We start from the raw sequence: 24,825 nt of genomic DNA, 5'->3' as shown, positions 1-24,825 counted from the left end.
CCTCGGTTCAGGACCGGGCCGGGCCCGGCAGAGGCTAGCCTGTCCACCGTGAACGTGGGGACCGCGGAGACCCGGCTGATCGTCCTGCGCGGCAACAGCGCGACGGGGAAGTCGAGTGTGGCGGCCGGTCTCCGCGACAGCTTCGGCCGCGGACTGGCCGTGGTCGGCCAGGACAACCTCCGCCGTACCGTCCTGCGCGAACGCGACCGGCCCGGGGCGGCCAACATCGGTCTGATCGACCTGACCGCCCGCTACGCCCTGGACGCCGGCTACCACGTGGTGGTCGAAGGCATCCTCTACGCCGCCCACTACGGCGACATGCTCGCCCGGCTGCGCGCCGACCACCGGGGCCCGACCCACGGGTACTACCTGGACGTCCCCTTCGCCGAGACCGTGGCCCGGCACGCCACCAAGCCGATCGCCGACGAGGTCGACGAGAACCAACTGCGGGAGTGGTACCGCCCCCGCGATGTGCTGCCCGACGGTGTCGAGACCGTGATCGGTCCCGACAGCGTTCTGGCCGGGACCGTCGACCGCATCATGCGCGGCACCGGCCTGGCCCGGCTGCCGGCGGTCGACCGCTGACCCGGCCGGCCCTCCGGCAGACGGCAGGGACCTGCCCGGCCGGCCATGTGGGCCGGACCGGGCAGGTCACACATCTCTGCTCGCTCGGCTACGCGCCGGTCGGGGCGGCCTGCTGCACGACCTCGAAGGACCACACCGTGGACCCGCTTGCCGCCGGCTTGGGGCGCTCACCGCTCTCGGCACCGCCGCCCTGATGGGCCGCCTTCATCGGCCCCTCCATCCACGCCTGGAAGGAGGCCTCGTCACGCCAGCGCGTGTAGACGAGGTAGTCGTCCGTGCCCTCGACGGGCCGGAGCAGCTCGAACCACTCGAATCCGTCGGAGCCCTCCACGGCATGGGCCCGGGAAGCGAAGCGCTTCTCCAGCGTCTCGCGTTGTTCCTGGGGGACGGTCAGCACATTGATCTTGACTACGCTCATGGCTCCATCCTGCCGTACGCCGTCCGGACTCCGTCGGCGGGCGGGGCTGTCGCCGGGAGTTCCACCATGATGCGCAGCCCGCCGGCCGGGCGCGGGGTGAGGGTGAGCGTTCCGTCGTGTGCGCGGGTGATGGTCTTGACGATGGCCAGGCCGAGGCCGATACCCGCGTGGTGGGTGCGCAACCGTTCGGCTCCGCGCCGGAACGGTTCGGTGAGCGTCGCGGCCAGCTGCGGGGTGACCTGCGCACCGGTGTTCTCGACGGTGAGCACCACGGTCGCGCGGCGGACGCCGGTAGCGACCCGGACGGTGCCCCGGCCGGGCAGATTGTGGACGATCGCGTTGTGCACGAGGTTGGTGGTCAGTTGCAGCAGGAGCGCCGGCGATCCGATCGCGGGCGCGATCTCGCCGCGTGTCTCGACGGTGACGCCATGCTCTTCCGCGAGGGGGAGGAGGGTCTCGGCGGCCTCCTCCGCCAGCAGCGACAGGTCGACGGGCTCCCGGGTGAAGGAACGCCGGTCGGCGCGGCTGAGCACGAGCAGCGCCTCGGTGAGGTCGATCGCCCTGCCGTTGACGGCGTACAGGCGGTCGATGATCTCGTCGGTGTCGCGGTCCGGATTGGTGCGGGCCACCTCGAGAAGGGTCTTCGAGATCGCCAGCGGGGTGCGCAGCTCATGGGAGGCGTTGGCCGCGAACCTCTCCTGCTCGGCGACGTCTGCTTCGAGCCGGGCGAGCATCGTGTCGAAGGCGTCGGCGAGTTCCCGGAACTCGTCCCTGCGGCCCGGCAGCCGGATCCGGTGGGAGAGTGACCCGTGCGTGGCCGCGCGGGTGGCTTCGGTGATCCGGGTCAGAGGGGCGAGCATACGGCCGGCGAGGACCCATCCTCCCAGGAGGCCGAAGACGAGGAGGACCGCCAGTACGGTGGCCGCCGCCGGGGCGAAGGTGTACGCGAGGAGCTGGCGGTTGGGATTCTCGTGGAGCATCCGCTTGTCCCAGTCGTCGGGAACGTACTCCAGGAGGAACACCCACACCGCTGTGAGCAGCAGGACGCCGGCGACCATGAGGAATCCGGCGTAGCTGAGGGTGAGCTTGAGGCGGACGCTCAACCCGGGCCGCCTAGCCACGGTCCCGTCCCTCGCCGCGACCGGTGCCGGACGCCGCGCCGATGCGGTAGCCGACGCCCGGCACGGTGGCGATGATCCACGGTTCGCCGAGGCGTTTGCGCAGGGCCGAGACGGTGATGCGTACGGCGTTGGTGAACGGGTCGGCGTTCTCGTCCCACGCCCGTTCCAGGAGCTCTTCGGCGCTGACGACACCGCCGTCGGCGGCGACGAGGACGTCGAGTACCGCGAACTGCTTCCTGGTCAGCGCGACGTAGCGGCCGTCCCGGTAGACCTCTCTGCGGAACGTGTCCAGCCGCAGACCCGCGATCTCCCGCACGGGCGGTCTGCTGTGGGCGCGTCTGCGGTCGAGTGCTCTGAGCCTGAGCACGAGCTCCCGGAGATCGAAGGGTTTCGTGAGGTAGTCGTCGGCACCGAGCCCGAACCCGGAAGCCTTGTCGTCGAGGCGGTCGGCCGCCGTGAGCATGAGGATCGGCATGCCACTGCCGGAGGCGACGATGTGTTCGGCGATCTCGTCACCGGACGGCCCGGGGACGTCGCGGTCCAGGACGGCGATGTCGTAGGTGTTGACGCTCAGCAGCTCCAGAGCGGTCTCCCCGTCCCCCGCGATGTCCGCCGCGATCGCTTCGAGACGCAGGCCGTCGCGGACGGCCTCCGCCAGATAGGGTTCGTCCTCGACGATCAGCACGCGCATGGGCCGATGCTACGAGCCGGCACCTATCGTCGGCGTATCGAGAACCGCATACGTGCCGGCAACACCTCGCCGCCTTTTCTTGCGGTATGACTCGACCACGGCCGTCAGTGCGAACAACGCCCCGCCGGACACGCGGGCCCCTTGTCGTCGGCGCGGTAGCCGTCGTGGCAGCGATCGCGGCAGCCCTCGGCCACGCCCTGCTGAACCCGACGCACGCCCCGTCGACCTCGGCCTCACCGCGCTCCCCGTCCGCCGCCCCCTCCTCGGCGCCGGCATCCCTGCCTCCTCCCCTTCACCGTGAGCTCCGCGGAGCGCTGGGAGCGGCCGACGGGGCCGTCCCCGATGGCGTGACGGTGCTCGACGACGGGATCCCGGCCGTCGCCAACCTCGACGCGGATCTGCTCGCGGCCCTCCGCAGGGCGGCAGGGGAGGCGGCGCGGGAGGGCGTCGAGTTCGCCGTCAACAGCGGCTGGCGATCACCGGAGTACCAGAATCAGCTGCTCCGCAAGGCGATCGCGCGGTACGGGTCCGAGGCCGAGGCCGCCCGATGGGTGGCCACCGCGACGACGTCGCCGCACGTGTCGGGGGAGGCGGTCGACATCGGGCCGGACGACGCGACGGAGTGGCTGTCCGAGCACGGCGCCGCGTACGGACTGTGCCAGACCTACCGCAACGAACCCTGGCACTACGAGCTGCGCACGGAAGCGATCGACCGGGGTTGCCCGCGCATGTACGCCGACCCCACCCAGGACCCGAGGATGCGACAGTGACCGGCAGCGAGCGAGGACAGACGATGACGCGGGTGGGCACGGCCGGAACCGCACAGGGCGACGTGGACACGGCCGGAACCGCACAGGGCGACGTGGACACGGCCGGAACCGCACAGGGCGACGTGGACACGGCCGGGACGGCGGAGAGCGACGTGGACACCTCCGGTTCCGGGCGGGGCGACGTCGATCTCGGGGACGCGGGCCCCGGGGGCCCAGGCCCCCGGCGCACCGGCGCGAGGACTGGCCCCTGGAAACGCGGCCGGGTGCTCGCGGCGGCGGCGCTGCTGCTGGGCCTGCTCCTCCTGCTGCACCCGAGCATCCCGAACCGGATCGGGAACCTCGGCAGCCTGGTGGAGACCTTCCTCCCGTGGTTCGGCCTGTTCATCCCGGTGCTGCTGGGCGGGGCGCTGCTGCGCCGTTCCGTCCTCGCACTCGTCGCGCTGCTGCTGCCGGCCGTCGGCTGGCTGAACCTCTTCGGCGGGCTGCTCACCGACAAGTCCCACCCGGGCGGCGACCTCACCGTGGTCAGCCACAACGTCGGCGCCGACAACCCCGACGCGGCGGGCACCGCCCGCGCCCTGGCCGCCTCCGGTGCGGACGTGCTGGCACTGGAGGAGCTGGACCCGGCGGCCCGGGGGACGTACGAGAAGGAGTTGGCGACGACGTACCCCCATCACACGGTCCTGGGCACGGTCGGCGTGTGGAGCAGGCTGCCGCTGTCGGACACCCGCCCGGTCGACGTCGGGATGGACGCGGGGCCGCTGGGGGACGCGAAGCCCGCCGACGTCAAGCTGGAGTACAACCGGGGACTGCGCACCACGGTGACCACGGACCACGGGCCCCTGGCGGTGTACGTGGCGCACCTCGGATCCGTACGGGTCAATCCCCGGGCGGGCCTCTCGTCGGGCCAACGGGACGCCGGCGCGCGGTCGCTCGGCCGGGCCGTCGCCGCCGAGCGGAACGAGCGGGTGGTGCTGCTCGGCGATCTGAACGGAACGCTGGACGACCGCGCGTACGCCGGCATCACCTCGCGGATGCGATCGGCGCAGGAGGCGGCAGGCGACGGGTTCGGCTTCACCTGGCCCGCCACCTTCCCGGTGGTACGGATCGACCAGATCCTGGTCCGGGGCCTGGAGCCGGAGAGCTCGTGGCTGCTGCCCTCGACCGGCAGCGACCACCTCCCGGTGGCGGCCCGCGTCAGCTGGTGAACACCGTGGAGGCCGCGGGACGTCCGGGCCTCCCTGCCGCCTCGGGGCGGGCGACCGAACCCTCCGCGTGCCGCTGCCGTTCACCCTCCGCCGGGCGGAGGGCGAACGCACGCGCTAGGCTGCGTTCCGCCACGGGGGAAGTCCGGTCGAAATCCGGCGCTGACCCGCAACGGTAGACGGAGCCCCCGGGCTCCGTGAGCCCGATCACCCGCGGCGGAGAAGGCTCCTGACGATTCGCCGTGGACTGCGAATGGGCGCTGCGCGGGGCGGCCGCCGTCCGGGGCCGCTCCTCATCGCGCGACGCACGGCCCGAGGCGAAAGCGACCAGCCTGTGGCCACGTCCCTCGACCGCAAACCCTCCAAGCCGCCGCGCCCCGCGTACCTCGGCACCGGACCGGCGCCACCCCGGCGTGTGCCCCTGCCGCTCCTCCTGGCCGGCCTGTGCGCGGCCCTGCCCCTCTCCCTCTTCTGCGGGGCGGCACTCGGGGCGTCGGGGCTCTCCTGGGCGGAGGTGACGCGCTACCTGTGGGCAGGGCTGACCGGCGGGCCCATCCGCCCCGACGAGGTCCCGGCCTACACCATCGTCTGGGAACTGCGCCTGCCCCGAGCCGTGCTGGCGGCCGTCGTCGGGGCCGGCCTGTCCGCCATCGGCGTCGCCGTCCAGGCCATGGTGCGCAACGCGCTGGCCGACCCGTTCGTCCTCGGCATCTCCTCGGGCGCGGCGGTCGGCGCCAACGCCGTACTCATCTTCGGGGCCTTGGGAGCCCTGGGCATCTGGGCGCTGTCCACGGCGGCGTTCCTCTCCGCACTCCTCGCCATGCTGCTCGTGTACGCGGTCGCCCGCACCGAACGCGGCCTGACCCCGCTCCGGCTCGTCCTGACGGGGACCGCGATGTACTACGGGTTCTCCGCCGTCACCACGTTCATGGTGTTCGCGGCCGAGCGCGGGGAAGCGGCCCGCTCCGCGATGATGTGGCTGCTCGGCAGCCTGAGCGGGGCCAACTGGGCCGCCGTGCCGATCGCCGCCGGAGCGGTGCTCGCCGGTCTCGCGCACCTCGGCTGGTCGGCACGGCGCCTGAACGCACTCGCCATGGGGGACGAGACCGCCGCCGCACTCGGGGTCGATCCCGGGAGACTGCGCAAGGAGCTCTTCCTCGTCTCCGCGGCCGTCACCGGGGCGGTCGTCGCGGTGAGCGGGGCGATCGGCTTCGTCGGCCTGATGGTCCCGCACGCCGCACGGATGCTGGTCGGCGCGGACCATCGCCGACTCCTGGCCGTCGCCCCCCTGGCGGGAGCCGTCCTGCTGATCTGGGTGGACATCCTCTCGCGCGTGGTGCTGGCGCCGGCCGAGCTGCCGGTGGGCGTCCTCACCGCGGTCATCGGCGTTCCCTGCTTCATCCTCCTCATGCGCCGGCGCGCCTACTCCTTCGGAGGCATCTGATGCGGATCGACATCGACGCGCTGACCGTCGAGATCGCCGGTGCGCGGCTGGTGGACCAGGTCACCCTGGGCGCGGCCGACGGGCAGCTCGTCGGCCTGGTCGGTCCCAACGGCAGTGGGAAGTCGACCCTGTTGCGCTGTGTCTACCGGGCCCTGCGCCCCTCGGCCGGTGCCGTGAGGATCGGCGGTGAGGACCTTCACGCCCTGAGCACGCGGGAAGGCGCCCGACGGCTGGCGGCCCTTCCGCAGGACGCGGTGGACGCATTCGACTTCACCGTCGCCGAGATCGTCGCCATGGGGCGGCTGCCGCACCAGGGGCCGGTGGCCCGGGCATCCGACGAGGACCGCCGTCTCTGCGACGAGGCGCTGGCGGGGGTCGGCGCGGGACACCTGGCCGAACGCGGCTTCCTCACCCTCTCCGGCGGCGAGCGGCAGCGTGTTCTGATCGCCCGCGCCCTCGCCCAGCGGCCCCGGGTCCTGGTGCTCGACGAACCCACCAACCACCTGGACATCGCCCACCAGTTGGAAGTCCTCGCCCTGGTCCGCGGCAGTGGCCTGACCGTGCTCACCGCCCTGCACGACCTGAATCTGGCGGCCCTGCACTGCGACCTGGTCCACGTCATCGACAGCGGGCGGATCGTCGCCTCCGGGGCCCCGCACGCGGTCCTGACCACCGAGCTGCTGGCCGACGTCTTCGGCGTACGGGCGCACCGTGTCGCACATCCGGAGACCGGCGCGCTCCAACTGCTCTTCGACCTTCCCCCTGCCCGCCCCACCTCCTGAAGGAGCCTCGATCACCATGCCCAACCCCCTGCGTCCCGCGGCCCTCGTGCTCGCGGCCGCCCTGGCCCTCGCCGGCTGCGGAGCGGACGTCACCTCACAGGCCGACGGGAAGACCGGCGCGTCCGGAGCCGGTCGCCACTACCCGGTGACCGTCGAGAACTGCGGGGAGAAGAAGACGTACGACAAGGCCCCGCAACGCGTCGTCACCAACGACACCGGCATCACCGAGATCATGTTCGCGCTCGGGCTCGAGGACCACATGGCCGGGTACGTCATGCCCGACGACAAGGGCGACATGACGTCCGTCCCCTGGAAGGACGGCTACAAGAAGACCAAGTGGCTCTCCAAGGAGCGGATCAACAAGGAGTTGGTGCTCGATGCCCGCGCCGACCTGGTCTTCGCCGGCTGGAACTACGGATTCAACGAGGGTGAGGGTTTCACCCCCGCCGAACTGGAGCGCGTGGGCATCGACTCCTATCTGCTCAGCGAGTCGTGCCGCAACGGGCGGGGCAAGGCCCGCGGAGTGATGCCCCCGCTCGAAGCGCTCTACACCGACCTGCGGAACCTCGGAAAGATCTTCGACGTCGAGGAGCGGGCGGACACCCTCATCACATCGTTCCGCGAGGAGGTCGCCGACGTACGGGCGGAGGCGGCCAAGGGCAGTGACCGCCTCCGCGTCTTCCTGTACGACGACGGGAAGGACAAGCCGCTGACCTCGGGCGCGTACGCCGGACCGCACGACATCATCACCAAGGCCGGCGGCGACCACATCATGAAGGACCTCGAGGACAGCTGGACGACGGTGGGCTGGGAGACCGTGGTCGACCGCGATCCCGAGGTCATCGTCATCAACAACTACGGGGACACCGGAGCGGACGAGAAGCGGAGGTTCCTGAAGTCCTACAAGCCGCTCGCCGGCGTGTCCGCGATCAAGAATGACCGGATCGTGGTACTCGACTACGTCGACCTGGTCGAGAGCCCGCGCAATCCCGCGGCGATCAGCTCGCTGGCGGAGGAGCTGAGGGAGTTCGCGCGGTAGGTGGGCCGCCCCGCTTGAGGCGGGGCGGCCCGGCCCGGGGGCACCTCCCTGGCCGGGCCCCGCTCGGTCGGCTCAGCCGTTGAACGTATCCGGGTCGAACCCGGTGCGCTCGTCCCGGTTGAGGGCGGCGATCTCGCCGACGTCCCCTCCGGTGAGCTCGAAGTCGAAGAGTGCGAAGTTGTCCTGGATGCGCTTCAGTGTCACGGACTTGGGGAACACGATGTCCCCACGCTGCAGATGCCACCGCAGCACCACCTGGGCCGGGGTCCTGCCCAGCCGCTCGGCGATGCGCGTGATCGTCGGGTCCGAGAGCACCTTGCCCTGGGCGATCGGCGACCACGCCTCCGTGGCGATGCCGTGCTCCGCCCCGAAGGCGCGCAGGGCATCCTGCGTGAGATACGGGTGCACCTCGATCTGGTTGACGGCGGGCACCACCGTGCTGTTGTCCAGCAGCCGCCGCAGGTGGTTCTCCTGGAAGTTGGAGACCCCGATCGCCTTGACGCGTCCGGACCGGTAGATCTCCTCCAGGGCCTTCCACGTCTCCACGAAGTCCCCCGGGCCCCCCGGCAGGGGCCAGTGGATGAGGAAGAGGTCCAGGTGGCCGAGGTCCAGTTCCTCCATGGACCGGTCGAACGCCCGGAGCGCCTCCTCGGGTGCGTGCGCGCCGTTGTTCAGCTTGCTCGTCACGAAGACGTCGGCGCGGTCGAGTCCCGATTCGCGGACCGCCTGGCCGACCTCCTTCTCGTTGCCGTACATCTGCGCCGTGTCGATGTGCCGGTAGCCGGTCTCCAGGGCGGCGAGCGTGGTCTCACAGGTTTCGTCCGGCGGGATCTGGAAGGTCCCGAAGCCGAGCTGGGGGATCTTCACACCGTTGTTGAGCGTGATGGAGGGTACTGAGGGCACGGTTGCTCCTTGCTGTGTCGAGGCCTCGGAAGGCGGTGCGAGATGTACGGGGGTGGGGGCGGGGCCGCCGCTCAGCCGGCGATGCCGCGGAGTTCGGCGTCGGGCGGCAGCACCCGGACGAGCTTGCGGTTGACGAACTCCCGCATACCGAGCTGCGACAGCTCCCGGCCGTAGCCGGACCGCTTGATCCCGCCGAACGGCAGATCGGGCTGGGTCGACGTGGGGTGGTTGACCCAGACCATGCCGGTCTCCACCCGCTCGGCCACCCGGCGGCCCCGCTCCACATCGGCGCAGAAGACGGATCCGCCCAGCCCGTACTGGCTGTCGTTGGCGAGCGCGACGGCTTCGTCCTCGTCCTCGGCCCGGTAGATCACCGCGGCCGGGCCGAACAGTTCTTCCGCGTACGCGCGCATTCCCGGCTTGACGCCGGTGAGGATCGTCGGCCGGACGAAGGCTCCGGGACGGTCGATCCGGTCGCCGCCGGTCAGCAGCTCGGCTCCCTGCTCCACTGTCTCGCGGATCTGCTCGACCAGGTCGGTGGCGGCCCGTTCGGACGAGAGCGGCCCCAGCGTCGTCGCCTCGTCGGCCGGGTCGCCGGGCTCCAGGGCCTCGAAGGCGCGTCGCATGCGCTCCACGAAGTCGTCGTAGACGTCCGCCAGCACGATGAACCGCTTCGACGCCACGCAGCTCTGCCCGGTGTTGGCCATCCGGCCGGCCACCGCGGCGCCGACCGTACGCTCCAGCCCCTCACCGTCGAGGACGATGAAGACATCACTGCCGCCCAGCTCCAGCAGGCTGGGCTTCATGTTCCGCCCGGCCCGCTCGGCGACCTGGGCCCCCGCGCGTTCGCTTCCGGTCAGCGACGCGCCCTTGACCACCGGACTGTCGATGATGCGCGAGATCTCCTCGTGGCTCACGAACAGGTTGGTGTAGACACCCTCGGGCGCGCCCGCGTCACGGAAGAGCACCTCCAGGGCCAGGGCGGACTGCGGGCAGATCCCGGCGTGCTTGACCAGGACGGTGTTGCCCAGGACCAGGTTGGGTCCCGCGAAGCGCACCACCTGGTAGAGCGGGAAGTTCCACGGCATGACGCCGAGCAGGACTCCGAGCGGCTCGTTGACGAGGTACGCCTGTCCCTCCTCGACGTCGAGGGGTTCGCGAGCCGCGAAACCGGGCCCGTGTTCCGCGTAGTACGCGAGGATGGAGGCGGCGAGATCCACTTCTCCCCGAGCCTCGGAGATGAGCTTTCCCATCTCCAGGGTGATGAGTTGCGCCAAGGTCTCCTTGCGCTCCCTCATCAGCCCGGCGACACGGCCGACCAGCGCGGCACGCTCCTCGACAGGCCGCATCCGCCACGCGTCGAAGGCGCCGTCGGCGGTCTCCAGCACCGCGTCGACTTCCCGACCCTCGATGGCCGGGAACTCCGCGAGCGTTTTCCCGGTGTACGGATTGACGGTGGCGAACGAACTCTTGCGCTGCTCTGACATGGAATCTCCAGAACGACGGTTCTGAGGCAGGGGCGGAACGGTGCGCTCCGCCTCTCTGCGGGGTACCCGACTGGGTGGGCAGAAAACCGTCTATAAGCACCTATATCGGTAATGGTGCACTCGCGCAGAGTCATGGAACCGCAGGCTCGCGCTCTCCTGCCCCGCTCCGCTCCGCGGTCTTACGGGAGGTCGACGGGTACGCCGAGCCGGCGGGCCGCGGTGGTGAGGGCGTCACCCAGCGGGAGGCCGACACGGGTCAGGGCGTGCCGGTCGCCCCGCGTCGGGTCCCGGTTGACGATCAGAACCGGCACTCCGGCCTGTTCGGCCTGGCGGACGAACCGGAGCCCGGACATCACCGTCAACGAGGAGCCCAGGACCAGCAGGGTGCCCGCTCGGCGGACCAGTTCGCGGCAGTGCTCGACCCGCTGCGGGGGCACGGCCTCGCCGAAGAACACCACGTCCGGTTTGAGGACGCCGCCGCAGACCGCGCACGGCACCACGCGGAAGTCCCCGACCTGTTCGTCGGTGAGGTCGGCGTCGCCGTCCGGGTTCATCGAGGCGGCCACCGGCGCGAACCCCTCGTTGGCCTCCTCCAGCCGGAGCGCCAGCGCGGGGCGCGGGCTGAGGGCGCCGCACGACAGGCAGACGACCCGGTCCAGGCGGCCGTGGAGGTCCACGACGTCCGCGCTGCCGGCGGCCTGGTGCAGGCCGTCGACGTTCTGGGTGATCACACCCGAGAGCAGCCCCCGCCGCCCGAACGCGGCCACGGCCCGGTGCCCGGCGTTGGGCCGGGCACGGCCGAACGTACGCCAGCCGAGATGGCTGCGCGCCCAGTACCGGCGACGGGCCCCGGCGTCGGCGGTGAAGTCCTGGTAGGTCATCGGCGTGTGGCGGCTCAGGCTCCCGCCCTCGCCCCGGTAGTCGGGGATGCCCGACTCCGTGGAGATGCCCGCACCGCTCAGGACCAGCACACCGCCACCGCGCAGCGCCTCGACGACCGGGTCCAGATCGGTGGTGCCCGGCAGCGGCTCCTCGGTGGAGGTCCAGCTCAGGGTGGGTCGCATGCGCATGCCCTCAGGGTACGGAACATGCCCCCGATGGCGACGATGCCGGGCGACGGGGCCGCGGGGGTGACCCGATGGGACGAAGGGCCCGGGCCGAAGATCCCGGCAGGGTGCGTTTCCGGCCTCATTTTATGACAGGAGCATGATCAAGCTGCGATCGCGGCATAGGTTCTCCGGCCCCGGGAGGATCGGCGGCCGCCCCGTGCGTCCATACGGTTCGCGGCGACCGCCCTCCCACTCCCTCGGCTCCGCGCGGAGCCGAGCCCCCCATGAGTGAAGGGACAGCAATGCTGGAATACAGATGGCTCAAGGCAGTCGGTGTCGCCGCGGCGATCACCCTGGCCACGGCTACGGCCGCACAGGCCGCTCCCGCGCCGGACCCGGCGGCGGAGGGTGCGTCGGCGGTGGTGACGCTCCGGTACGACGACAGCCGCGCCGGCGGCTGGGAGGCGCAGATCGCGGCAGGGGTCGCCTCGTGGAACTCCACCGTCGACAACGTCAAGCTGGTCGAGGCCGCGCCCGGCACGCGTGCCGAGATACAGATCGTGGCCACCAGCGGCTGGCCGCAGGCCACCCTCGGCCCGGTCCGGCCCGGCGGCCAGGTCAGGGTGGAGCTGGGCAGCCAGGCGGTCGCCCAGGGCCACGACAAGACCCGTATCGCCGCTCACGAGATCGGCCACAGCCTGGGGCTGCCGGACACCAAGCCCGGCCCCTGCTCCCAGCTGATGTCGGGATCCAGCGCCGGTACCAGCTGCAAGAACGCCGTACCGAACGCGGCCGAGCAGTCCCGCGTCGAGTCCGCCTACGCGGGCGGCCTCGCCCCGCGTGTGCCGGCTGACGGACGCGTCCTGGTGGACGCCCCGTAACCGGCTGTACGCGGACGCATGAGGCGCCGGCCTCGGTCTGAACCGGCGCCCGGTCACCCCGTTCCCGGCCGGCCGCCGCCGGAACCCGGGAACGGGGTGACACGCCGGATCCGCCCCGGCGTCAGCGGTTCTTCGGCGTGAACGGACCGTCGTGGCCGAAGGCGAGGCGGGCGAAGCGTTCGGCGATACGCCGGTGGGCGGCGGGGTCCGGGTGCAGGTCGTCGGGGAGCGGGAGTTCGGCGTGGTCGCTCTCGCCGTAGAGGTCGAGGCCGTCGAGGTAGTGCAGATGGGGGTCGGTGGCGGCTCGTTCGGCGACGATCCGGGCGAGCTCGTCACGGATGACGGTGAGGGTCAGCTTCCCGGCGGCGCTCTCGGCGGGGTCGCCGATGGCCACGAACCGGAGCCGTCCCTCGCCCATCGCGCTGTAGTCCGGGGCGCAGGGGCCCGGAGTGGTCTCGTGGATGGGACAGCAGATCGGCGAGACCACCAGCAGCGGTGCGGTGGGGTGGCCTTCGCGGATGGTGTCGAGGAAGCCGTGGACCGCCGGGCCGAACGCGCGCAACCGCATCAGGTCGGCGTTGACGAGGTTGATGCCGATCTTGACGCTGATCAGGTCGGCAGGGGTGTCGCGCATGGCGCGGGCGGTGAACGGGTCGAGCAGGGCGCTGCCGCTGAACCCCAGGTTGATCAGCTCGGCTCCGCCGAGGCTCGCGGCCAGAGCGGGCCAGGTGCCGGTCGGGGTGGTGGCGTTGGACCCGTGGCTGATGGAACTGCCGTGGTGCAGCCAGACCGGCCGGCCGCTCGGCCCGGGGTTCCGGAGCGGCGCGTCGGTGCGCAGGGCGACCAGGAGCGTGGTCTCGTCGTGGGGCAGCCAGATCTCGACGTCCTTCTCCTCGTCCGGCAGTCCGGTGAACCGGAGCGTCTCCACGGGGCCCGGCCGGGTCCGCGAGGTCATCGAGGCCAGATCCACGGTGAGCGTGTCGCCGTCGGGGGCACTGGCCCGGGCAGCGGGGCGGCCGTCCACGAGGAGCTCGTACACGCCGTCCGGGCGCGGCGGCGCACCTGGATACACCCGCTTGGTGGCCACCACGTCCAGCTCGACGGCGGTGGCCCGGGTGCGGAACACCAGTCGCACCCCGGAGGGCTGTGATTCGGCCATGGCCAGATGGTCGTCGGGAATCTGTTGCCGTGCCCGCGCGGGCAGCCGGTGCGGCAGCATGCCGCGCCCGGTCCGCTCCAGGTCGAGCGCGCCCCGCAGGATGTCGGTGGTGATGGGGGTCGTCGTCCAGTCGTGCCGGGTGGTCATGTTCTCGGTCTCTTCGTTCGTCGAGGGGCGGGAGGCGGGGGCGTGAGGGGGCGGGGTCAGGAGGGGGCGGGGTCAGGAGGGGCGGGCCAACTGCGCAGCAGGGAGTCGAGCGCGTCGAGGATCTCCGTCCAGCTCTCCTGGGAGTCGGGGGAGCTGTGGCGAAAACCGCCGGCCGTCTCCAGCCCCACGTAACCGCTGAAGACGCTGCCCAGGAGCCGCACCGCGTGGGTCTGCTGGAGCTCGGTCAGCTCGTAGCCACGCAGGATCGCCCGCATCATCCGGGAGTGCTGGACGCCGGCGCTCGCGGCCGCGGCGTCCGCGTCGAGCCGGAACCCGGCCGCGGCGAAGCGCCCCGGGTGCTGGAGGGCGTAGTCGCGGTAGGCGTTGGCGAAGGCGCCGAGCGCGTCCCGGCCCGCCCGCCCCGCGAGTGCCGCCGACGCCTGGTCGGCGAGTTCCTCCAGGGCCAGCAGGGCGATCTTCGTCTTGAGGTCATGGGCGTTCTTGACGTGCGAGTACAGGCTCGCGGTCCTGATGCCCAGCTTCCGGGCGAGCTCCGACGGGGTCACCTGCTCGAAGCCGATCTCGTCCGCCAGCTCGGCCCCCGCCCGTACGACGCGCTCCGCGGCCACTCCTGCTCGTGCCATGCGACCCTCCGAACGCCCACCTGCGATTGCCTAAGAGAATATATGTTTGCCTAATGAGATTAGGCAAATTAGCGTGAGTTCCATGAAGCCTCTGACCGAACAAGAGATCCGTACCGCCTTCGTGAACTGCACGAAGGGCGAGGCCAAGCGCCTCTCCGTCCCCCGCGACCTCGCCGACCGGCCCTGGGCCGACCTGGACTTCCTGGGCTGGCGCGACCCGCAGGCCCCCGACCGGGCCTATCTGGTGCTCGCCTCGGGCGAGGGTCCCGTCGGCATCCAACTGCGCTCCTCCGACGCCGGGTCCTGGCAGACCCGCCGCAGCATGTGTTCGCTGTGCGTGACCGTCCACACCGGCGGCGTCTCCCTGCTGGTGGCCCCCAGGGCCGGAAAGGCGGGCCAGCAGGGCAACTCGGTCGGCGCCTACATGTGCAGCGATCTCGCCTGCTCGCTCTACGTGCGCGGGAAGAAGGACGCGGGCGTCGGGTCGCGGCTCCGCGAGTCCCTCACCCTGGAGCAGCAGATCGAGCGAACCGTGGTGAACGTCGAGGCGTTCATCGCCAGAGTGACGGCGTGACCCGACACCTCCGGCCGAGGCGTCGCCCCGCGGCACGGAAAGCACGCGTGCGCCTCCGTCGATCGTGGACGACCTGGCCGACGGCAAGGTTCCGGACGCCGCGGTGAACGGTTCCGGCCGCGGAAGGGGCGGTGCTCGCTCCGATGCCGCTCCGCCGCACCCGCTGGACCTGAGCGGATGCGAAACCGTTCGACCGTGTGCGAAAGGCACCGGCCAGATCCCGCGATCCCGCGATGTGGCCGGTCCGGACGTCGACCCAATAGGTGCCTGGGGCATCCAATTGTGTGAGGGGCGGAGCGACCCGCTCCGTACCTATCACCGAGCACTGCGAGGCGACCGCTCCAATGACGCAATCCACGACGGAACCGGCCCGCCAGGACCCCGCTCTCACCAGCCCTTCGATCCAACCGACCTCCGCGACACCGTTCCCGCAGGACCGCGAGTGCCCCTACCACCCGCCCGCCGGGTACGAACCGCTGCGCGCGGAAAGGCCGTTGAGCCGGGTCACCCTCTTCGACGGACGTCCGGTCTGGGCGGTCACCGGCCACGCCCTGGCCCGCCGGCTCCTCGCGGATCCGCGACTGTCCACCGATCGCACCCATCCCGACTTCCCCGTTCCGGCCGAGCGGTTCGCGCAGGTGCAGCGGCGGCGCGTCGCTCTGCTCGGCGTCGACGACCCCGAGCACAACGCCCAGCGCAGGATGCTCATCCCGAGCTTCTCCGTGAAGCGGATCGCCGCGCTGCGCCCCCGCATCCAGGAGACGGTGGACGGTCTGCTGGATGCGATGGAGCGGCAGGGGCCGCCGTCCGAGCTGGTCGCCGACTTCGCACTGCCGGTGCCGTCCATGGTGATCTGCGCGCTCCTCGGTGTTCCGTACGCCGACCACGAGTTCTTCGAGGGCTGCTCGCGACGGCTCCTGCGGGGCCCGGGCGCGGCCGACGTGGACAAGGCCCGGATCGAGCTGGAGGGCTATCTGGGCGCCCTGATCGACCGCAAGCGGGGGGAGCCGGGGGAGGGGCTCCTGGACGAGCTGATCCACCGGGACCACCCGGACGGGCCCGTCGACCGCGACGACCTCGTCTCGTTCGCGGTGATCCTGCTCGTCGCGGGGCACGAGACGACGGCGAACATGATCTCGCTCGGCACGTTCACGCTGCTGAGGCACCCGGGGCAACTGGCGGCGCTGCGGTCCGGGGAGACCACGACGGCCGCGGTGGTCGAGGAGCTGCTGCGGTTCCTGTCCATCGCCGACGGTCTGCAGCGGCTGGCCACCGAGGACATCGAGGTGGACGGGACGACGATCCGCGAGGGAGAGGGCGTGTTCTTCTCGACCTCGCTCATCAACCGCGACACCGAGGTGTACGAGAATCCGGAGACGCTCGACTGGGACCGGACCTCCCGCCACCACCTCGCCTTCGGCTTCGGCGTCCACCAGTGCCTGGGCCAGAACCTGGCCCGCACCGAGCTCGACATCGCTCTGCGTACGCTCTTCGAGCGGCTGCCGGCGCTCAGGCTGGCCGTGCCCGCGCACGAGATCCAGCACAAACCGGGGGACACGATCCAGGGTCTCCTGGAACTGCCCGTGGCCTGGTGAGCGACGTGGGCGTCCAGGTCGACAAGGAACGCTGCGTGGGGGCCGGCATGTGCGCGCTGACCGCGCCGGACGTGTTCACGCAGGACGACGACGGATTCAGCGAGATGCTTCCCGGCCGCACGGCGGGGGCGGGGGACCACCCGCTGGTGCGGGAGGCCGTACGGGCCTGCCCGGTCGGGGCGGTGTCCCTGACCGACGACTGAAGGGCCGGGCCCGGCGGGACGCGATACGGTCGCGCCCGCCGGGTCCCCGCCGCTACGGAAAACGCACCGGCCGGACCAAACGCGCCGGCCGGATCAGAGGCCGAACTCCTGCGGGGACACCCCGAGCGCCATGCACGCTTCCCGCAGAACCTGCGCCTCCGCCGGGGCGATGTACCCGTCCGCACCGGCGATCACGAAACCGGTCTGGACGACCGCCTTCGCCTCCACCGGCTTCTTCGCGGCCTTGGCGATCTCCTGCATGGCCTCGGTCTTGCCCTGCTGGAAGTTGAACATCATCTGATCGACATGCTTGTTGAACCTCTGCCGCAACTGCTCCGGAGGGAAGTTCTGCAGGACGTCGTTCTGCAGGATCAGCGTCTCCACGTGGTGCCGCTCGGCGGGGTCGACAGACCCGTCGGCAGCCGCGACCAGAGCACACATCGCCATACTGGCGTCCCGGTACGCCCCGCTCTTGAGCTCCGTCTTGAGCGAGCCGAGCTGCGACTTGAGCAGCCCCACCAACTTCTCCTTCGAGCCGCCCGCGGCTCCCGTACCCGCCTGCCGCTGCCCGGCGGGGCCCCTCGTGCCCTGCGACTGCTGCTGCTGCAGCCCCTTGGCCTGGTCCTTGATGCGGTCCCACATAGCCATCCGTGCCACCTTGTCGATCGGATCGATGGTCCGCGCACTGTGCGCGGCCGCTTGCAACCATTCTTCGTGGGCCGCTCGCCGGCGGCCCACGCCCGGTGACCGGTGAGCCTCCCGGAGCAGGCGGCACCGGGCGGTTCGGCGCACCGGTCACGCGTGGTCCTTCTGCCGATCACCTCGACGGGAACGCAGCCTGCGACCGACCGCCACGACCAGCGCCACGACCACCAGTACCAGAACAACCTTCGAGAGCACCCCGACGTAACTCTCCACGAGCTCCCACTGATCACCCAGCAGATATCCGGCCATGACGAGGATGAAGTTCCATATGAAGCTGCCCAGAGCGGTGAGGAGTACGAAGATCGGCAGCGGCATCCGCTCAACGCCTGCCGGGACGCTGATCAGGCTGCGAAAGATCGGAATCATCCGGCCGAAGAAGATGGCCTTCATACCGTGCTTGACGAACCACTCCTCGGTCTTCTTGAGGTCGGAGACCTTCACCAGGGGAAGCCGCTCCCACAGGGCGTACATGCGGTCCCGGCCGAAGAGAGCGCCGATCTGATAGAGGGCGACAGCCCCCACCACCGACCCCAGCGTCGTCCAGAACAGGGCGGAGAACAGGCTGATCACTCCCTGCCCCGCGGCGAAGCCCGTCAGCGGCAGAATGATTTCGCTCGGCAACGGCGGGAAGAGATTCTCCAAGGCGATCGCCAGCCCGGCCCCGGGGCCGCCCATGGTTTCGACAAGGCTGGTCGCCCACCCTGCGATGCCGCTCGCCGGCTCCGAGGCGAGGGGGAAATGCTGCATGTGCGTCTGCTCCAGGACTGAGTAGGGGGCCGAAAGGCCGGAGTGCCGACCAACTCGGCGTCATATCTTTTCGGGACCGGAAATCCCACGGGGGCCGGTCGGATACCGAGAGAGGAATCCGAGGCCCATCACGAGTGAATCGCGGCGGCATTCCGCGTGACGCGGGACGTGATGGCACGTATCCGTGATCGGGAGATCAAGGCCTGGGGCCGCCGGGGGCGTGCTCACCGAAGGGTCGAGCATGGCGCGATGCACCGGGGCGAACGAACGCCGAGCCGCCGCAGGGCCTCGGGCTGTGCGGGGCCCGGGGGCTGCCGCAGGACGATCGGAGGCTCCGCTCAGCAGCGAAGGATCTGGACACGGACAGGGCTTCGCGATCCCGAGTGCGAAGAATGCTGCCGGGCGACATCCGTCGCGCAGTCGTGGAGATCCGGTGATGAGGAGGGGATACCTGCCTGCACGGGGGGTGCGGCCGTCGTGCTTCCCGCTTTGTGGCGGTGCTGGAGCGTGACGTCACCGTCGACGCCCTCCAGCGGAGCACTCGGCCCCGACCTGTCGAATACGGGCACGGAGTGGGAATGGGCTGCCGTGTCGACGGTCTGCAGGGTCTGGGTGGAGTCGCCGAGAGCGAACGCGGAAATCATCAGGAGCACGGCGATACCGGCGTAGAAGGCCAGCATCTCCCTGCAGCGCATTCCTACGCTCCCTGTCCCGGTCGATTCGGCCCGTAGGGCGAAGTGCCAAAGCCGCTCGGCGAATTGCCGCCGCAGGACTGCACTCTAACAGCCCGAACTGAAGCGAACCTGAAGCTCATTTCGTCGTACGGCTCACGCGCTGCCGCGGCCGTACGTCCACCGGTCCGGTCGGGCGGCGGGGTCGTGACGGCCGCGGAGCCAGGCGAGCACGGGCGTGCGCCCGGCGCCGGCCGTGGACGGTGGCCGGCGTCGGGCGCACGCCGCCTTTGGCTTCCCGTCGCAGGGGTCCTGGCGTGGTCAGGCCGCGCTGTGGACGCGTCCCAGGAAACCGAGGACGAGCGCGGCAACCGTGTCACCGGCGCTTTCCAGCAGGAAGTGCCCGCCGTCGAGGAGGTGGATCTCGGCGTCCGGAACATCGTCGGCGAAGGCGCGGGCTCCGTCGGGGCCGAAGATCGGGTCGTTCCTGCCCCATACCGCGAGAACCGGCGGCCGGTGCGCGCGAAGGTACGTGTGCAGTGCCGGGTACAGCAGCGCGTTGCTGGCGTAGTCACGGAACAGCGACAGCTGGACCTCGTCGTTGCCGGGGCGGGAGACGAGGGCGAAATCGTGGTGCCAGGCATCGGGGCTGACCGTGCTCTCGTCCGGAGTGCCGGTGACGTACTGCCACTTGATGCCGTCCAGGGTCAGCGCGCCGCGCGCGTGCGCCTCGTTCTCGGGTGTCTGCTCGCGCTGGTAGTCACTGATCGGCTTCCAGAAGCTCTCGACGAAGCCCGCGTCGTAGCCGTTGCCGTTCTGCGTGATGATCGCCGTGATGGCCCCGGGGTCGGCGAGGGCGAGCCGCCAGCCTATCGGCGCTCCGTAGTCCTGGACGTAGATGGCGTAGTGGTTCACCCCCAGCTGTTCGAGCAGTCGCGCGGTCAGCTCGGCCAGCGCGTCGAAGGTGTAGGTGAACGCGTCGACCGAGGGGGCGGCGGAGAGACCGAAACCCAGGTGGTCGGGCGCGATCACGTGGAAGCGCTCGGCCAGCGCGGGAATCAGCTCGCGGAACATGAACGAACTGGTGGGGAAGCCGTGCAGCAGCACGACGGCGGGTGCGTCGGCGTCGCCGGCCTCTCGGTAGAAGATCCGCTGTCCCTGTATGTCCGCGTAGCGGTGGTGGAGCGCAGTCATGGCTAACCCCTCTCGGTCGGTTTACTGGTTAGCTCCATGATGCCGCTCGAATTTAACCTGTCAACTATGTATGGGGGGTTAGGGGTAGGGGTGGAAGATTCGCGAGGATGTGGGAATCAGTCCCTCCGCCAGCTGCGATGGCTAGGGTCCGAGGAATGGAGACCATGGGAAATCGACGGGCGAGACGTGTGACGGCGGCATTGGTCGGTGCCGCTGCCGCGGTGGTGTTCGGAGTCGGCGGTGCGCTGGCCGCGGGTACGTCGGACGAGGCGCCGACCGGCCCGGATCCGGTACCCGTGGAGAGCGTGCCCCGAGGATCCAGCGGTGGCGGCGACGTCTCGGGCGGCTCTGACGCTGGCGGGAGCGTGAGTGGCTCGGGCGGCGTCGACGGAGGGTCGGACGGTGGCGGAAGCGTCAGTGGGTCCGGCGGGTCGGTGGGCGCCGATGCCGGATCCATCGGGGGGCCCGAGCCCAGTGCCCACCCGAGCGGTCCGGATCCCACGGGCGGACCCAGCCCCTCGCCGACGGCTCCGGTCGATCTCGCGGAGGTCGCCCAGCGGATCGACGACCTGGAGAAGAAGGTCGACGAGCTGCCCACGAAGAAGGATCTGGCCGATGCGCTGCGCGCGTTCGCGGACTCCTTGGAGCAGCAGGGCTGAGACGGGGCGGGAACGTGGCCCCGACGCCGGCTCTCCGGTCGCGACCGGGCGGCGTCCGCCACGGGAGCCAGGCGCCGGCCGTGACCGGGCGGGTACTCCGCCTGCTCGGGACAGCCCTCAGACGCGTTCCAGGGCCCGGTGAGGGGGCGGCGGCAGCTCGACCTCGACGGTGTCGCCGGCGCGGACCGTCCCGCCGGTACGGACCACGGCCATGACGCCCGACTTGAAGGTGAACTCACCCGACACGGGATCCAGGGCGAAGACCTCACCCAGCAGCCCCTGGCGGAAGTCGTTGATCTTCGCGCACGGATTGCGCAGCCCGGTCACCTCCAGCACCGCTTCCTCGCCGAGGCGCAGCAGGGTTCCGGTGGGGAGGCAGAGGAGATCAACTCCCGCGGTGGTGACGTTCTCGCCGAGCTGGCCCGCCGACACACCGAAGCCCTTGAGCGCGAGCTCCTCGAAGAGTTCCTCGTGCATCAGGTGGACCTGGCGCAGGTTGGGCAGGTCCGGTTCGTACGTCATGCGGAACTGGTGGCGGATCGTGGTGCCCGCATGCACATCCCCCTCCACGCCGAGCCCGGCGAGCAGCGTGATGAATGGGTAGGTGGGTTTGCTGAACCCGTACCGCTCGTTGCGGCTCACCGCGGTGACCCGGCCACCCATGTTGTCCTCCGTGTGTCGTCGTCCGTTGCTGCCCGATCGTACGGAGGCCTTGTCCGGGTCCGGACGCCGGTCATCAAGGCAAGCCCCTGAGAGGCTGCCCGCAGAGCGGCCGGGACGCAGGTCGTGATCTCCCCGCCCGAGGCCTGGGGGCCGTCCGCGTACTGCTGGGCGAATTCCTCCGCCGCCGCCGCGCGCAGCGCGCCGTTGGGCGTCGCCGCGTGCACCTTCGTTCCCTGCTACGGATTCACCAGGAGCAGGAAAGATCCTCACCAACCATTCCGCGCCCCTCCTCACCAACCAGGGTGGTGCGATCGGATGGCTGACCGACCGGCGCGCCGGGAAACGGTCCACCCGCTGGTCCCTACCGGCCCAGCCCTGACCCGACCGACGGCCGAGGCTGCGGCGGAACACGGAGACCCGATTCGACGTCGTACCGGTGACGGCGCGAACGCCCCTCCGCCCGGCCGGAACTTATGTGCCGCGTTGCGACGGAGCGCCCGAAAGGATGAATCGACCGCCGAACCCGACGTGCCCCGAGGGCGGAGGTCGCACGCTGCCGGGAGGGACGGCCGATGCCGCACCCACCGCGGGGTGCGCGGCGGCGGGCTAGGGGGAGTAGCAGTGGAATCAGCCAAGGGCCGGCCGCGGGTGCGGTTACGGGACTGGGCGCGCTACCGGTTCGACCGCACGCTGGCCCGCTCCACCGGCACCCTGATGGGCTGGCTGGTGATCACCTGCCTGGCCGTCGTCGTCCCGGTCAGCCTGCTGCTGGTGTGGACGGATCCCGGATCGCCCACGTCCCTCTCGGAGCGGCTGATCGCGACATGGCGGATCAGCGCGGAGACGCTCCGCCTGGGCGCGGCCACCGGTACGCCTCTGCGCCTGGTGCTCTCCGCGTTGCTCGGGCTGGTCGCGTTGCTCTGCGTGTCGACCCTCGTCGGGGTCATCACGACCGGACTGGCCGAGCGCATGGCGGAGTTGAGCAGGGGGCGGTCCACGGTCCTGGAGCAGGGGCACGTCCTGGTGCTCGGCTGGTCGGACCAGGTGACCACCGTGGTGGGCGAGCTGGTCGCCGCCCGGGCCCCGCGTCGGCCGCGCGCGGTCGTGCTGCTCGCCGACCGCGACAAAGCCGATATGGAGGAGGCACTGACCGCTCGGGGTGCCCCGACCGCCCGCGCCCGGATCATCTGCCGCAGCGGTCCCGCCAGCGACCCGGACGTTCTCGCACTCGTCAGTCCGCGGTCGGCGAGCACCGTCGTGGTGCTGCCGTCAGCGGAACCGACGGCCGACGCCGAGGTGCTGCGCATCCTGCTGGCCCTGCGGGCGGTCCTCGGCGAGGACACGGACGGGCCACCGGTGCTCGCCGCGGTCCGGGACGACCGGTACCGGGCCCCGGCCCGGCTGGCCGCAGGTCCCCGCGGCACGGTCCTGGAGACCGACGCGGTCACGGCCCGGCTGATCGCGCAGTGCGTCGGCCGCCCCGGCCTCTCCCTCGTCCTGCGCGACCTCCTCGACTTCGCGGGCGACGAGTTCCATCTCGTCGACACCACCGCGTTCCACCACGGCCCCTTCGGACAGACCCTGCTGAGCCACCAGAACTCCTGTGTGGTGGGGCTGCTCACGCCCGAGGGCCGTACGCTGCTCAACCCGCCCGCCGACACCGTCGTCCGGCCCGGAAGCCGCCTGATCGTGCTCGCCCGCGATGACGACAGCACCCGCGTCGAGGACTGCCGGCACCTGGTCGACACCTCGGCGATCGTTGCTGCCCGGCCCGATCCGGCCGGCCCCTCCCGGCTGCTGCTGCTCGGCTGGAACCGCCGGGCCCCTCTGGTCCTGGACCAGTTACGGAGCACGGCCCGCCCCGGCTCCGTCGTGGACGTGGTCGCCGACAGCGCCGTACCCGGACCGAGAGAGCCGGAGGGCGGGGAGCCGGCCAGGCCGGACGTGCACTTCCGGTCGGCTCCCCTGTCGCGGCCCGAGATCCTGCTCGGCCTCGACCTCGATCCGTACGACGCGGTGGTCGTCCTGGGCCCGGACCGGGGCGACGGCCCCGACCACCCGGACGACTGGACCCTGGTCACGCTGCTGGCCGTGCGACTGCTGGAACAACGAACAGGACGCGAGACGCGTGTCGTCACCGAGCTCGTCGATGACCGGAACCGACCCCTGGCACCCGTGAACAGCGGTTCCGACGTCATCGTCGGCGGGATGCTGGTCGGCCTTCTCATGGCTCAGATCGCACAGAACAGACATCTGGCCCCCGTCTTCGAGGAGTTGTTCTCCGCGGACGGCAACAACGTCTGTCTGCGGCCCGCCCGTGCCTACATCCACCCGGGCGCCGAGGCCACCTTCGCCGGCGTCGTCGCCGCCGCGCGGGACCGGGGCGAATGCGCGATCGGTTACCGTCGGCACGACGTCGCCCGCACCGGACCCGGGGACCACGGCATCAGACTCAACCCGCCGAAGGGCGAACGGCGCGTCTGGCACGCCGAGGACCAGGTGGTGGTCGTCGCGACGGACCGTCATCACCTGCCCACGGTCGCCGCCGGACCGGACGAATCCACCACCGCCGGTTCGCCCTGAGGTCTGCCCCGCCGGGAATAGCGGGACAGCCCTCAGCCCCAGGTGAGCGGGTCGAGATGAGGTAGAAGCGCAGGCGCTCCTGATCGAGGGGCATGCCGTACCGCTCGGCGAACGCCGCGTCCGCGACCTGTGCCCGCTCCTCGTCCACCCATGTCTCGCGCGCGTTGGCGAGCAGCAACGCCAGGTCGGCGTGACGGTCGGCCGCTCCGAGGCGGCCCAAGTCGATGAAGCCCGACACCTCCAGGGTCTCCGGATCGAGGATGATGTTGGGCAGACACAGGTCTCCGTGGCAGACGACCGTGTCGGCGGCCTCCTGATCCCGGCGCCGAGGGATCTCCCCGGTGAGGCGGGCCAGCAGCTCCGCGGGGGGCACGTGTTGCTGCCCTACCGGGAGGAACTCCGGATGCACGGCGCCACGGGCCACGACGTCACGTGCGACGTCGACCACGGTATCCAGCCCCCGGCGGAACGGACACGAGGCCACGGCCACCTCGTGCAGCTGACGGACCGCGTCCGCGATGTGCCGCCAGGATGCGAGAAGGTCCTCGGCGCGCACCTGATCGGCGGGTACGCCGGAGACGGCACGGGTGACCAGGCAGGCGCCCGCATCACCGGCGTACCAGTCGAGCACCCGGGGACCCGGTACGCCCTGACCGCTCAGCCAGGCGATCCGGTCGCGTTCCGCCTCCAGACCGGTCGCGTCGGTGGCGGGCACGCACTTGGCGTACCGGGTGGCGTCCGCGGCGCGAAAGACGGAGGCACCCGATTCGCCCGCGGCGACAGGCGGCCAGTCGCCCGCCACGCCGAACAGCACCGGCGGGACGGCCCCGGGCTCGCAGTGATCACTCATGGCGCAGACTCCGGACAGCCCGGCGTACCGGGCCGGCCCGGAGCCACCCGAACCGG

Annotated in this window: 24 protein-coding genes and 2 pseudogenes; 12 read left to right on the top strand and 14 right to left on the bottom strand. The window is 71.1% G+C overall.

The window, feature by feature from the left end; genetic code table 11:
* Window positions 1-39: 39 nt before the first annotated feature.
* A complete protein-coding gene (locus N7925_RS00675; RefSeq protein ID WP_274346374.1) occupies window positions 40-585 on the top strand; it encodes an AAA family ATPase in 546 nt (181 codons plus the stop codon).
* A gap of 88 nt (window positions 586-673) precedes the next feature.
* Here N7925_RS00675 and N7925_RS00670 read toward each other — a convergent pair whose 3' ends face one another.
* The 3 genes from N7925_RS00670 to N7925_RS00660 are packed head-to-tail and all read right to left on the bottom strand — an operon-like array spanning window position 674 to window position 2,815.
* Entirely contained in the window at window positions 674-1,003 is a 330-nt protein-coding gene (locus tag N7925_RS00670) for an antibiotic biosynthesis monooxygenase family protein (protein WP_018960991.1), read from the bottom strand.
* Entirely contained in the window at window positions 1,000-2,106 is a 1,107-nt protein-coding gene (locus N7925_RS00665; protein ID WP_274342682.1) for a sensor histidine kinase, read from the bottom strand. Before N7925_RS00665 ends, N7925_RS00670 begins: the two co-directional genes overlap by 4 nt.
* Before the next feature lie 10 nt (window positions 2,107-2,116).
* Window positions 2,117-2,815 carry a response regulator transcription factor gene (locus N7925_RS00660; RefSeq protein ID WP_274342681.1) on the bottom strand — a complete coding sequence of 233 codons (699 nt, stop codon included), beginning with the start codon at window positions 2,813-2,815 and terminating at the stop codon, window positions 2,117-2,119.
* A 164-nt stretch (window positions 2,816-2,979) separates the two neighbouring features.
* On the opposite strand from N7925_RS00660, the gene N7925_RS00655 reads away from it, so the two are divergent.
* The 5 genes from N7925_RS00655 (at window position 2,980) to N7925_RS00635 (ending at window position 8,055) form a co-directional block, all read left to right on the top strand.
* Window positions 2,980-3,585, top strand: a complete 606-nt coding sequence (locus tag N7925_RS00655) for a M15 family metallopeptidase (RefSeq protein WP_265597519.1) — start codon at window positions 2,980-2,982, stop codon at window positions 3,583-3,585.
* Window positions 3,582-4,793, top strand: a complete 1,212-nt coding sequence (locus tag N7925_RS00650) for an endonuclease/exonuclease/phosphatase family protein (RefSeq protein WP_274342680.1) — start codon at window positions 3,582-3,584, stop codon at window positions 4,791-4,793. Before N7925_RS00655 ends, N7925_RS00650 begins: the two co-directional genes overlap by 4 nt.
* A 331-nt stretch (window positions 4,794-5,124) precedes the next feature.
* Window positions 5,125-6,234 (top strand): FecCD family ABC transporter permease, encoded by a 1,110-nt coding sequence (locus N7925_RS00645; RefSeq protein WP_265597517.1) that lies wholly within the window; start codon window positions 5,125-5,127, stop codon window positions 6,232-6,234.
* Entirely contained in the window at window positions 6,234-7,016 is a 783-nt protein-coding gene (locus N7925_RS00640) for an ABC transporter ATP-binding protein (protein ID WP_274342679.1), read from the top strand. The genes N7925_RS00645 and N7925_RS00640 overlap by 1 nt, the downstream gene beginning before the upstream one ends.
* A 16-nt stretch (window positions 7,017-7,032) precedes the next feature.
* Window positions 7,033-8,055: an ABC transporter substrate-binding protein gene (locus N7925_RS00635; RefSeq protein ID WP_274342678.1), complete on the top strand. Its 1,023-nt coding sequence runs from the start codon at window positions 7,033-7,035 to the stop codon at window positions 8,053-8,055.
* A gap of 72 nt (window positions 8,056-8,127) precedes the next feature.
* On the opposite strand, the gene N7925_RS00630 is transcribed toward N7925_RS00635, so the two are convergent.
* The 3 genes from N7925_RS00630 to N7925_RS00620 all read right to left on the bottom strand — a co-directional run bounded on the left by N7925_RS00630 (window position 8,128) and on the right by N7925_RS00620 (window position 11,515).
* Entirely contained in the window at window positions 8,128-8,958 is an 831-nt protein-coding gene (locus N7925_RS00630) for an aldo/keto reductase (RefSeq protein ID WP_274342677.1), read from the bottom strand.
* Between the two features lie 71 nt (window positions 8,959-9,029).
* Complete coding sequence (locus N7925_RS00625) at window positions 9,030-10,445, bottom strand: NAD-dependent succinate-semialdehyde dehydrogenase (RefSeq protein WP_265597513.1); 1,416 nt, start codon at window positions 10,443-10,445, stop codon at window positions 9,030-9,032.
* A gap of 179 nt (window positions 10,446-10,624) precedes the next feature.
* The gene (locus N7925_RS00620; RefSeq protein WP_274342676.1) at window positions 10,625-11,515 is read right to left on the bottom strand and encodes an NAD-dependent protein deacetylase; all 891 of its coding nucleotides are present in this window, start codon (window positions 11,513-11,515) and stop codon (window positions 10,625-10,627) included.
* A gap of 281 nt (window positions 11,516-11,796) precedes the next feature.
* Between N7925_RS00620 and N7925_RS00615 the strand changes: the two genes are divergently transcribed.
* The gene (locus N7925_RS00615; protein WP_265597511.1) at window positions 11,797-12,375 is read left to right on the top strand and encodes a snapalysin family zinc-dependent metalloprotease; all 579 of its coding nucleotides are present in this window, start codon (window positions 11,797-11,799) and stop codon (window positions 12,373-12,375) included.
* Between the two features lie 121 nt (window positions 12,376-12,496).
* On the opposite strand, the gene N7925_RS00610 is transcribed toward N7925_RS00615, so the two are convergent.
* Window positions 12,497-13,681, bottom strand: coding sequence for a GDSL-type esterase/lipase family protein (locus N7925_RS00610; RefSeq protein ID WP_265597510.1), 1,185 nt, complete (start codon window positions 13,679-13,681; stop codon window positions 12,497-12,499).
* 56 nt (window positions 13,682-13,737) lie between these two features.
* Window positions 13,738-14,325 (bottom strand): TetR/AcrR family transcriptional regulator, encoded by a 588-nt coding sequence (locus tag N7925_RS00605; RefSeq protein WP_274342675.1) that lies wholly within the window; start codon window positions 14,323-14,325, stop codon window positions 13,738-13,740.
* An 82-nt stretch (window positions 14,326-14,407) separates the two neighbouring features.
* Here N7925_RS00605 and N7925_RS00600 point away from each other — a divergent pair, with 82 nt between their 5' ends.
* The 3 genes from N7925_RS00600 to N7925_RS00590 all read left to right on the top strand — a co-directional run bounded on the left by N7925_RS00600 (window position 14,408) and on the right by N7925_RS00590 (window position 16,697).
* Window positions 14,408-14,899: an FBP domain-containing protein gene (locus tag N7925_RS00600; protein ID WP_274342674.1), complete on the top strand. Its 492-nt coding sequence runs from the start codon at window positions 14,408-14,410 to the stop codon at window positions 14,897-14,899.
* A 344-nt stretch (window positions 14,900-15,243) separates the two neighbouring features.
* Entirely contained in the window at window positions 15,244-16,494 is a 1,251-nt protein-coding gene (locus N7925_RS00595) for a cytochrome P450 (protein WP_274342673.1), read from the top strand.
* Entirely contained in the window at window positions 16,491-16,697 is a 207-nt protein-coding gene (locus tag N7925_RS00590) for a ferredoxin (protein WP_265597506.1), read from the top strand. Before N7925_RS00595 ends, N7925_RS00590 begins: the two co-directional genes overlap by 4 nt.
* Window positions 16,698-16,790: 93 nt before the next feature.
* On the opposite strand, the gene N7925_RS00585 is transcribed toward N7925_RS00590, so the two are convergent.
* From N7925_RS00585 to N7925_RS00575, 3 genes are all read right to left on the bottom strand, one after another.
* Entirely contained in the window at window positions 16,791-17,345 is a 555-nt protein-coding gene (locus N7925_RS00585) for a tellurite resistance TerB family protein (RefSeq protein ID WP_265597505.1), read from the bottom strand.
* A 147-nt stretch (window positions 17,346-17,492) separates the two neighbouring features.
* Window positions 17,493-18,149, bottom strand: coding sequence for a DedA family protein (locus tag N7925_RS00580; protein WP_274342672.1), 657 nt, complete (start codon window positions 18,147-18,149; stop codon window positions 17,493-17,495).
* 992 nt (window positions 18,150-19,141) lie between these two features.
* A complete protein-coding gene (locus tag N7925_RS00575) occupies window positions 19,142-20,014 on the bottom strand; it encodes an alpha/beta fold hydrolase (RefSeq protein ID WP_274342671.1) in 873 nt (290 codons plus the stop codon).
* Window positions 20,015-20,379: 365 nt separating this feature from the next.
* Between N7925_RS00575 and N7925_RS00570 the strand changes: the two genes are divergently transcribed.
* The gene (locus tag N7925_RS00570) at window positions 20,380-20,673 is read left to right on the top strand and encodes a hypothetical protein (RefSeq protein WP_265597502.1); all 294 of its coding nucleotides are present in this window, start codon (window positions 20,380-20,382) and stop codon (window positions 20,671-20,673) included.
* 117 nt (window positions 20,674-20,790) lie between these two features.
* Here N7925_RS00570 and N7925_RS00565 read toward each other — a convergent pair whose 3' ends face one another.
* Window positions 20,791-21,336, bottom strand: a complete 546-nt coding sequence (locus tag N7925_RS00565) for an MOSC domain-containing protein (protein WP_274342670.1) — start codon at window positions 21,334-21,336, stop codon at window positions 20,791-20,793.
* A 74-nt stretch (window positions 21,337-21,410) separates the two neighbouring features.
* A pseudogene (locus tag N7925_RS00560) lies at window positions 21,411-21,569 on the bottom strand (TetR family transcriptional regulator); the annotation flags it as partial.
* 388 nt (window positions 21,570-21,957) lie between these two features.
* Between N7925_RS00560 and N7925_RS00555 the strand changes: the two are divergent.
* On the top strand, window positions 21,958-23,919 hold the full coding sequence (locus tag N7925_RS00555) for a CASTOR/POLLUX-related putative ion channel (RefSeq protein WP_274342669.1): 1,962 nt from the start codon (window positions 21,958-21,960) through the stop codon (window positions 23,917-23,919).
* 32 nt (window positions 23,920-23,951) lie between these two features.
* On the opposite strand, the pseudogene N7925_RS00550 reads toward N7925_RS00555, so the two are convergent.
* Window positions 23,952-24,769: pseudogene (locus N7925_RS00550) on the bottom strand (APH(3'') family aminoglycoside O-phosphotransferase).
* Window positions 24,770-24,825 lie beyond the last annotated feature (56 nt).

The sequence above is a fragment of the Streptomyces sp. CA-278952 genome, assembly GCF_028747205.1.
GTDB lineage: Bacteria > Actinomycetota > Actinomycetes > Streptomycetales > Streptomycetaceae > Streptomyces.
Note: the sequence above shows the minus strand (reverse complement) of the source record. Positions and strands in the feature narration are given on the sequence as shown.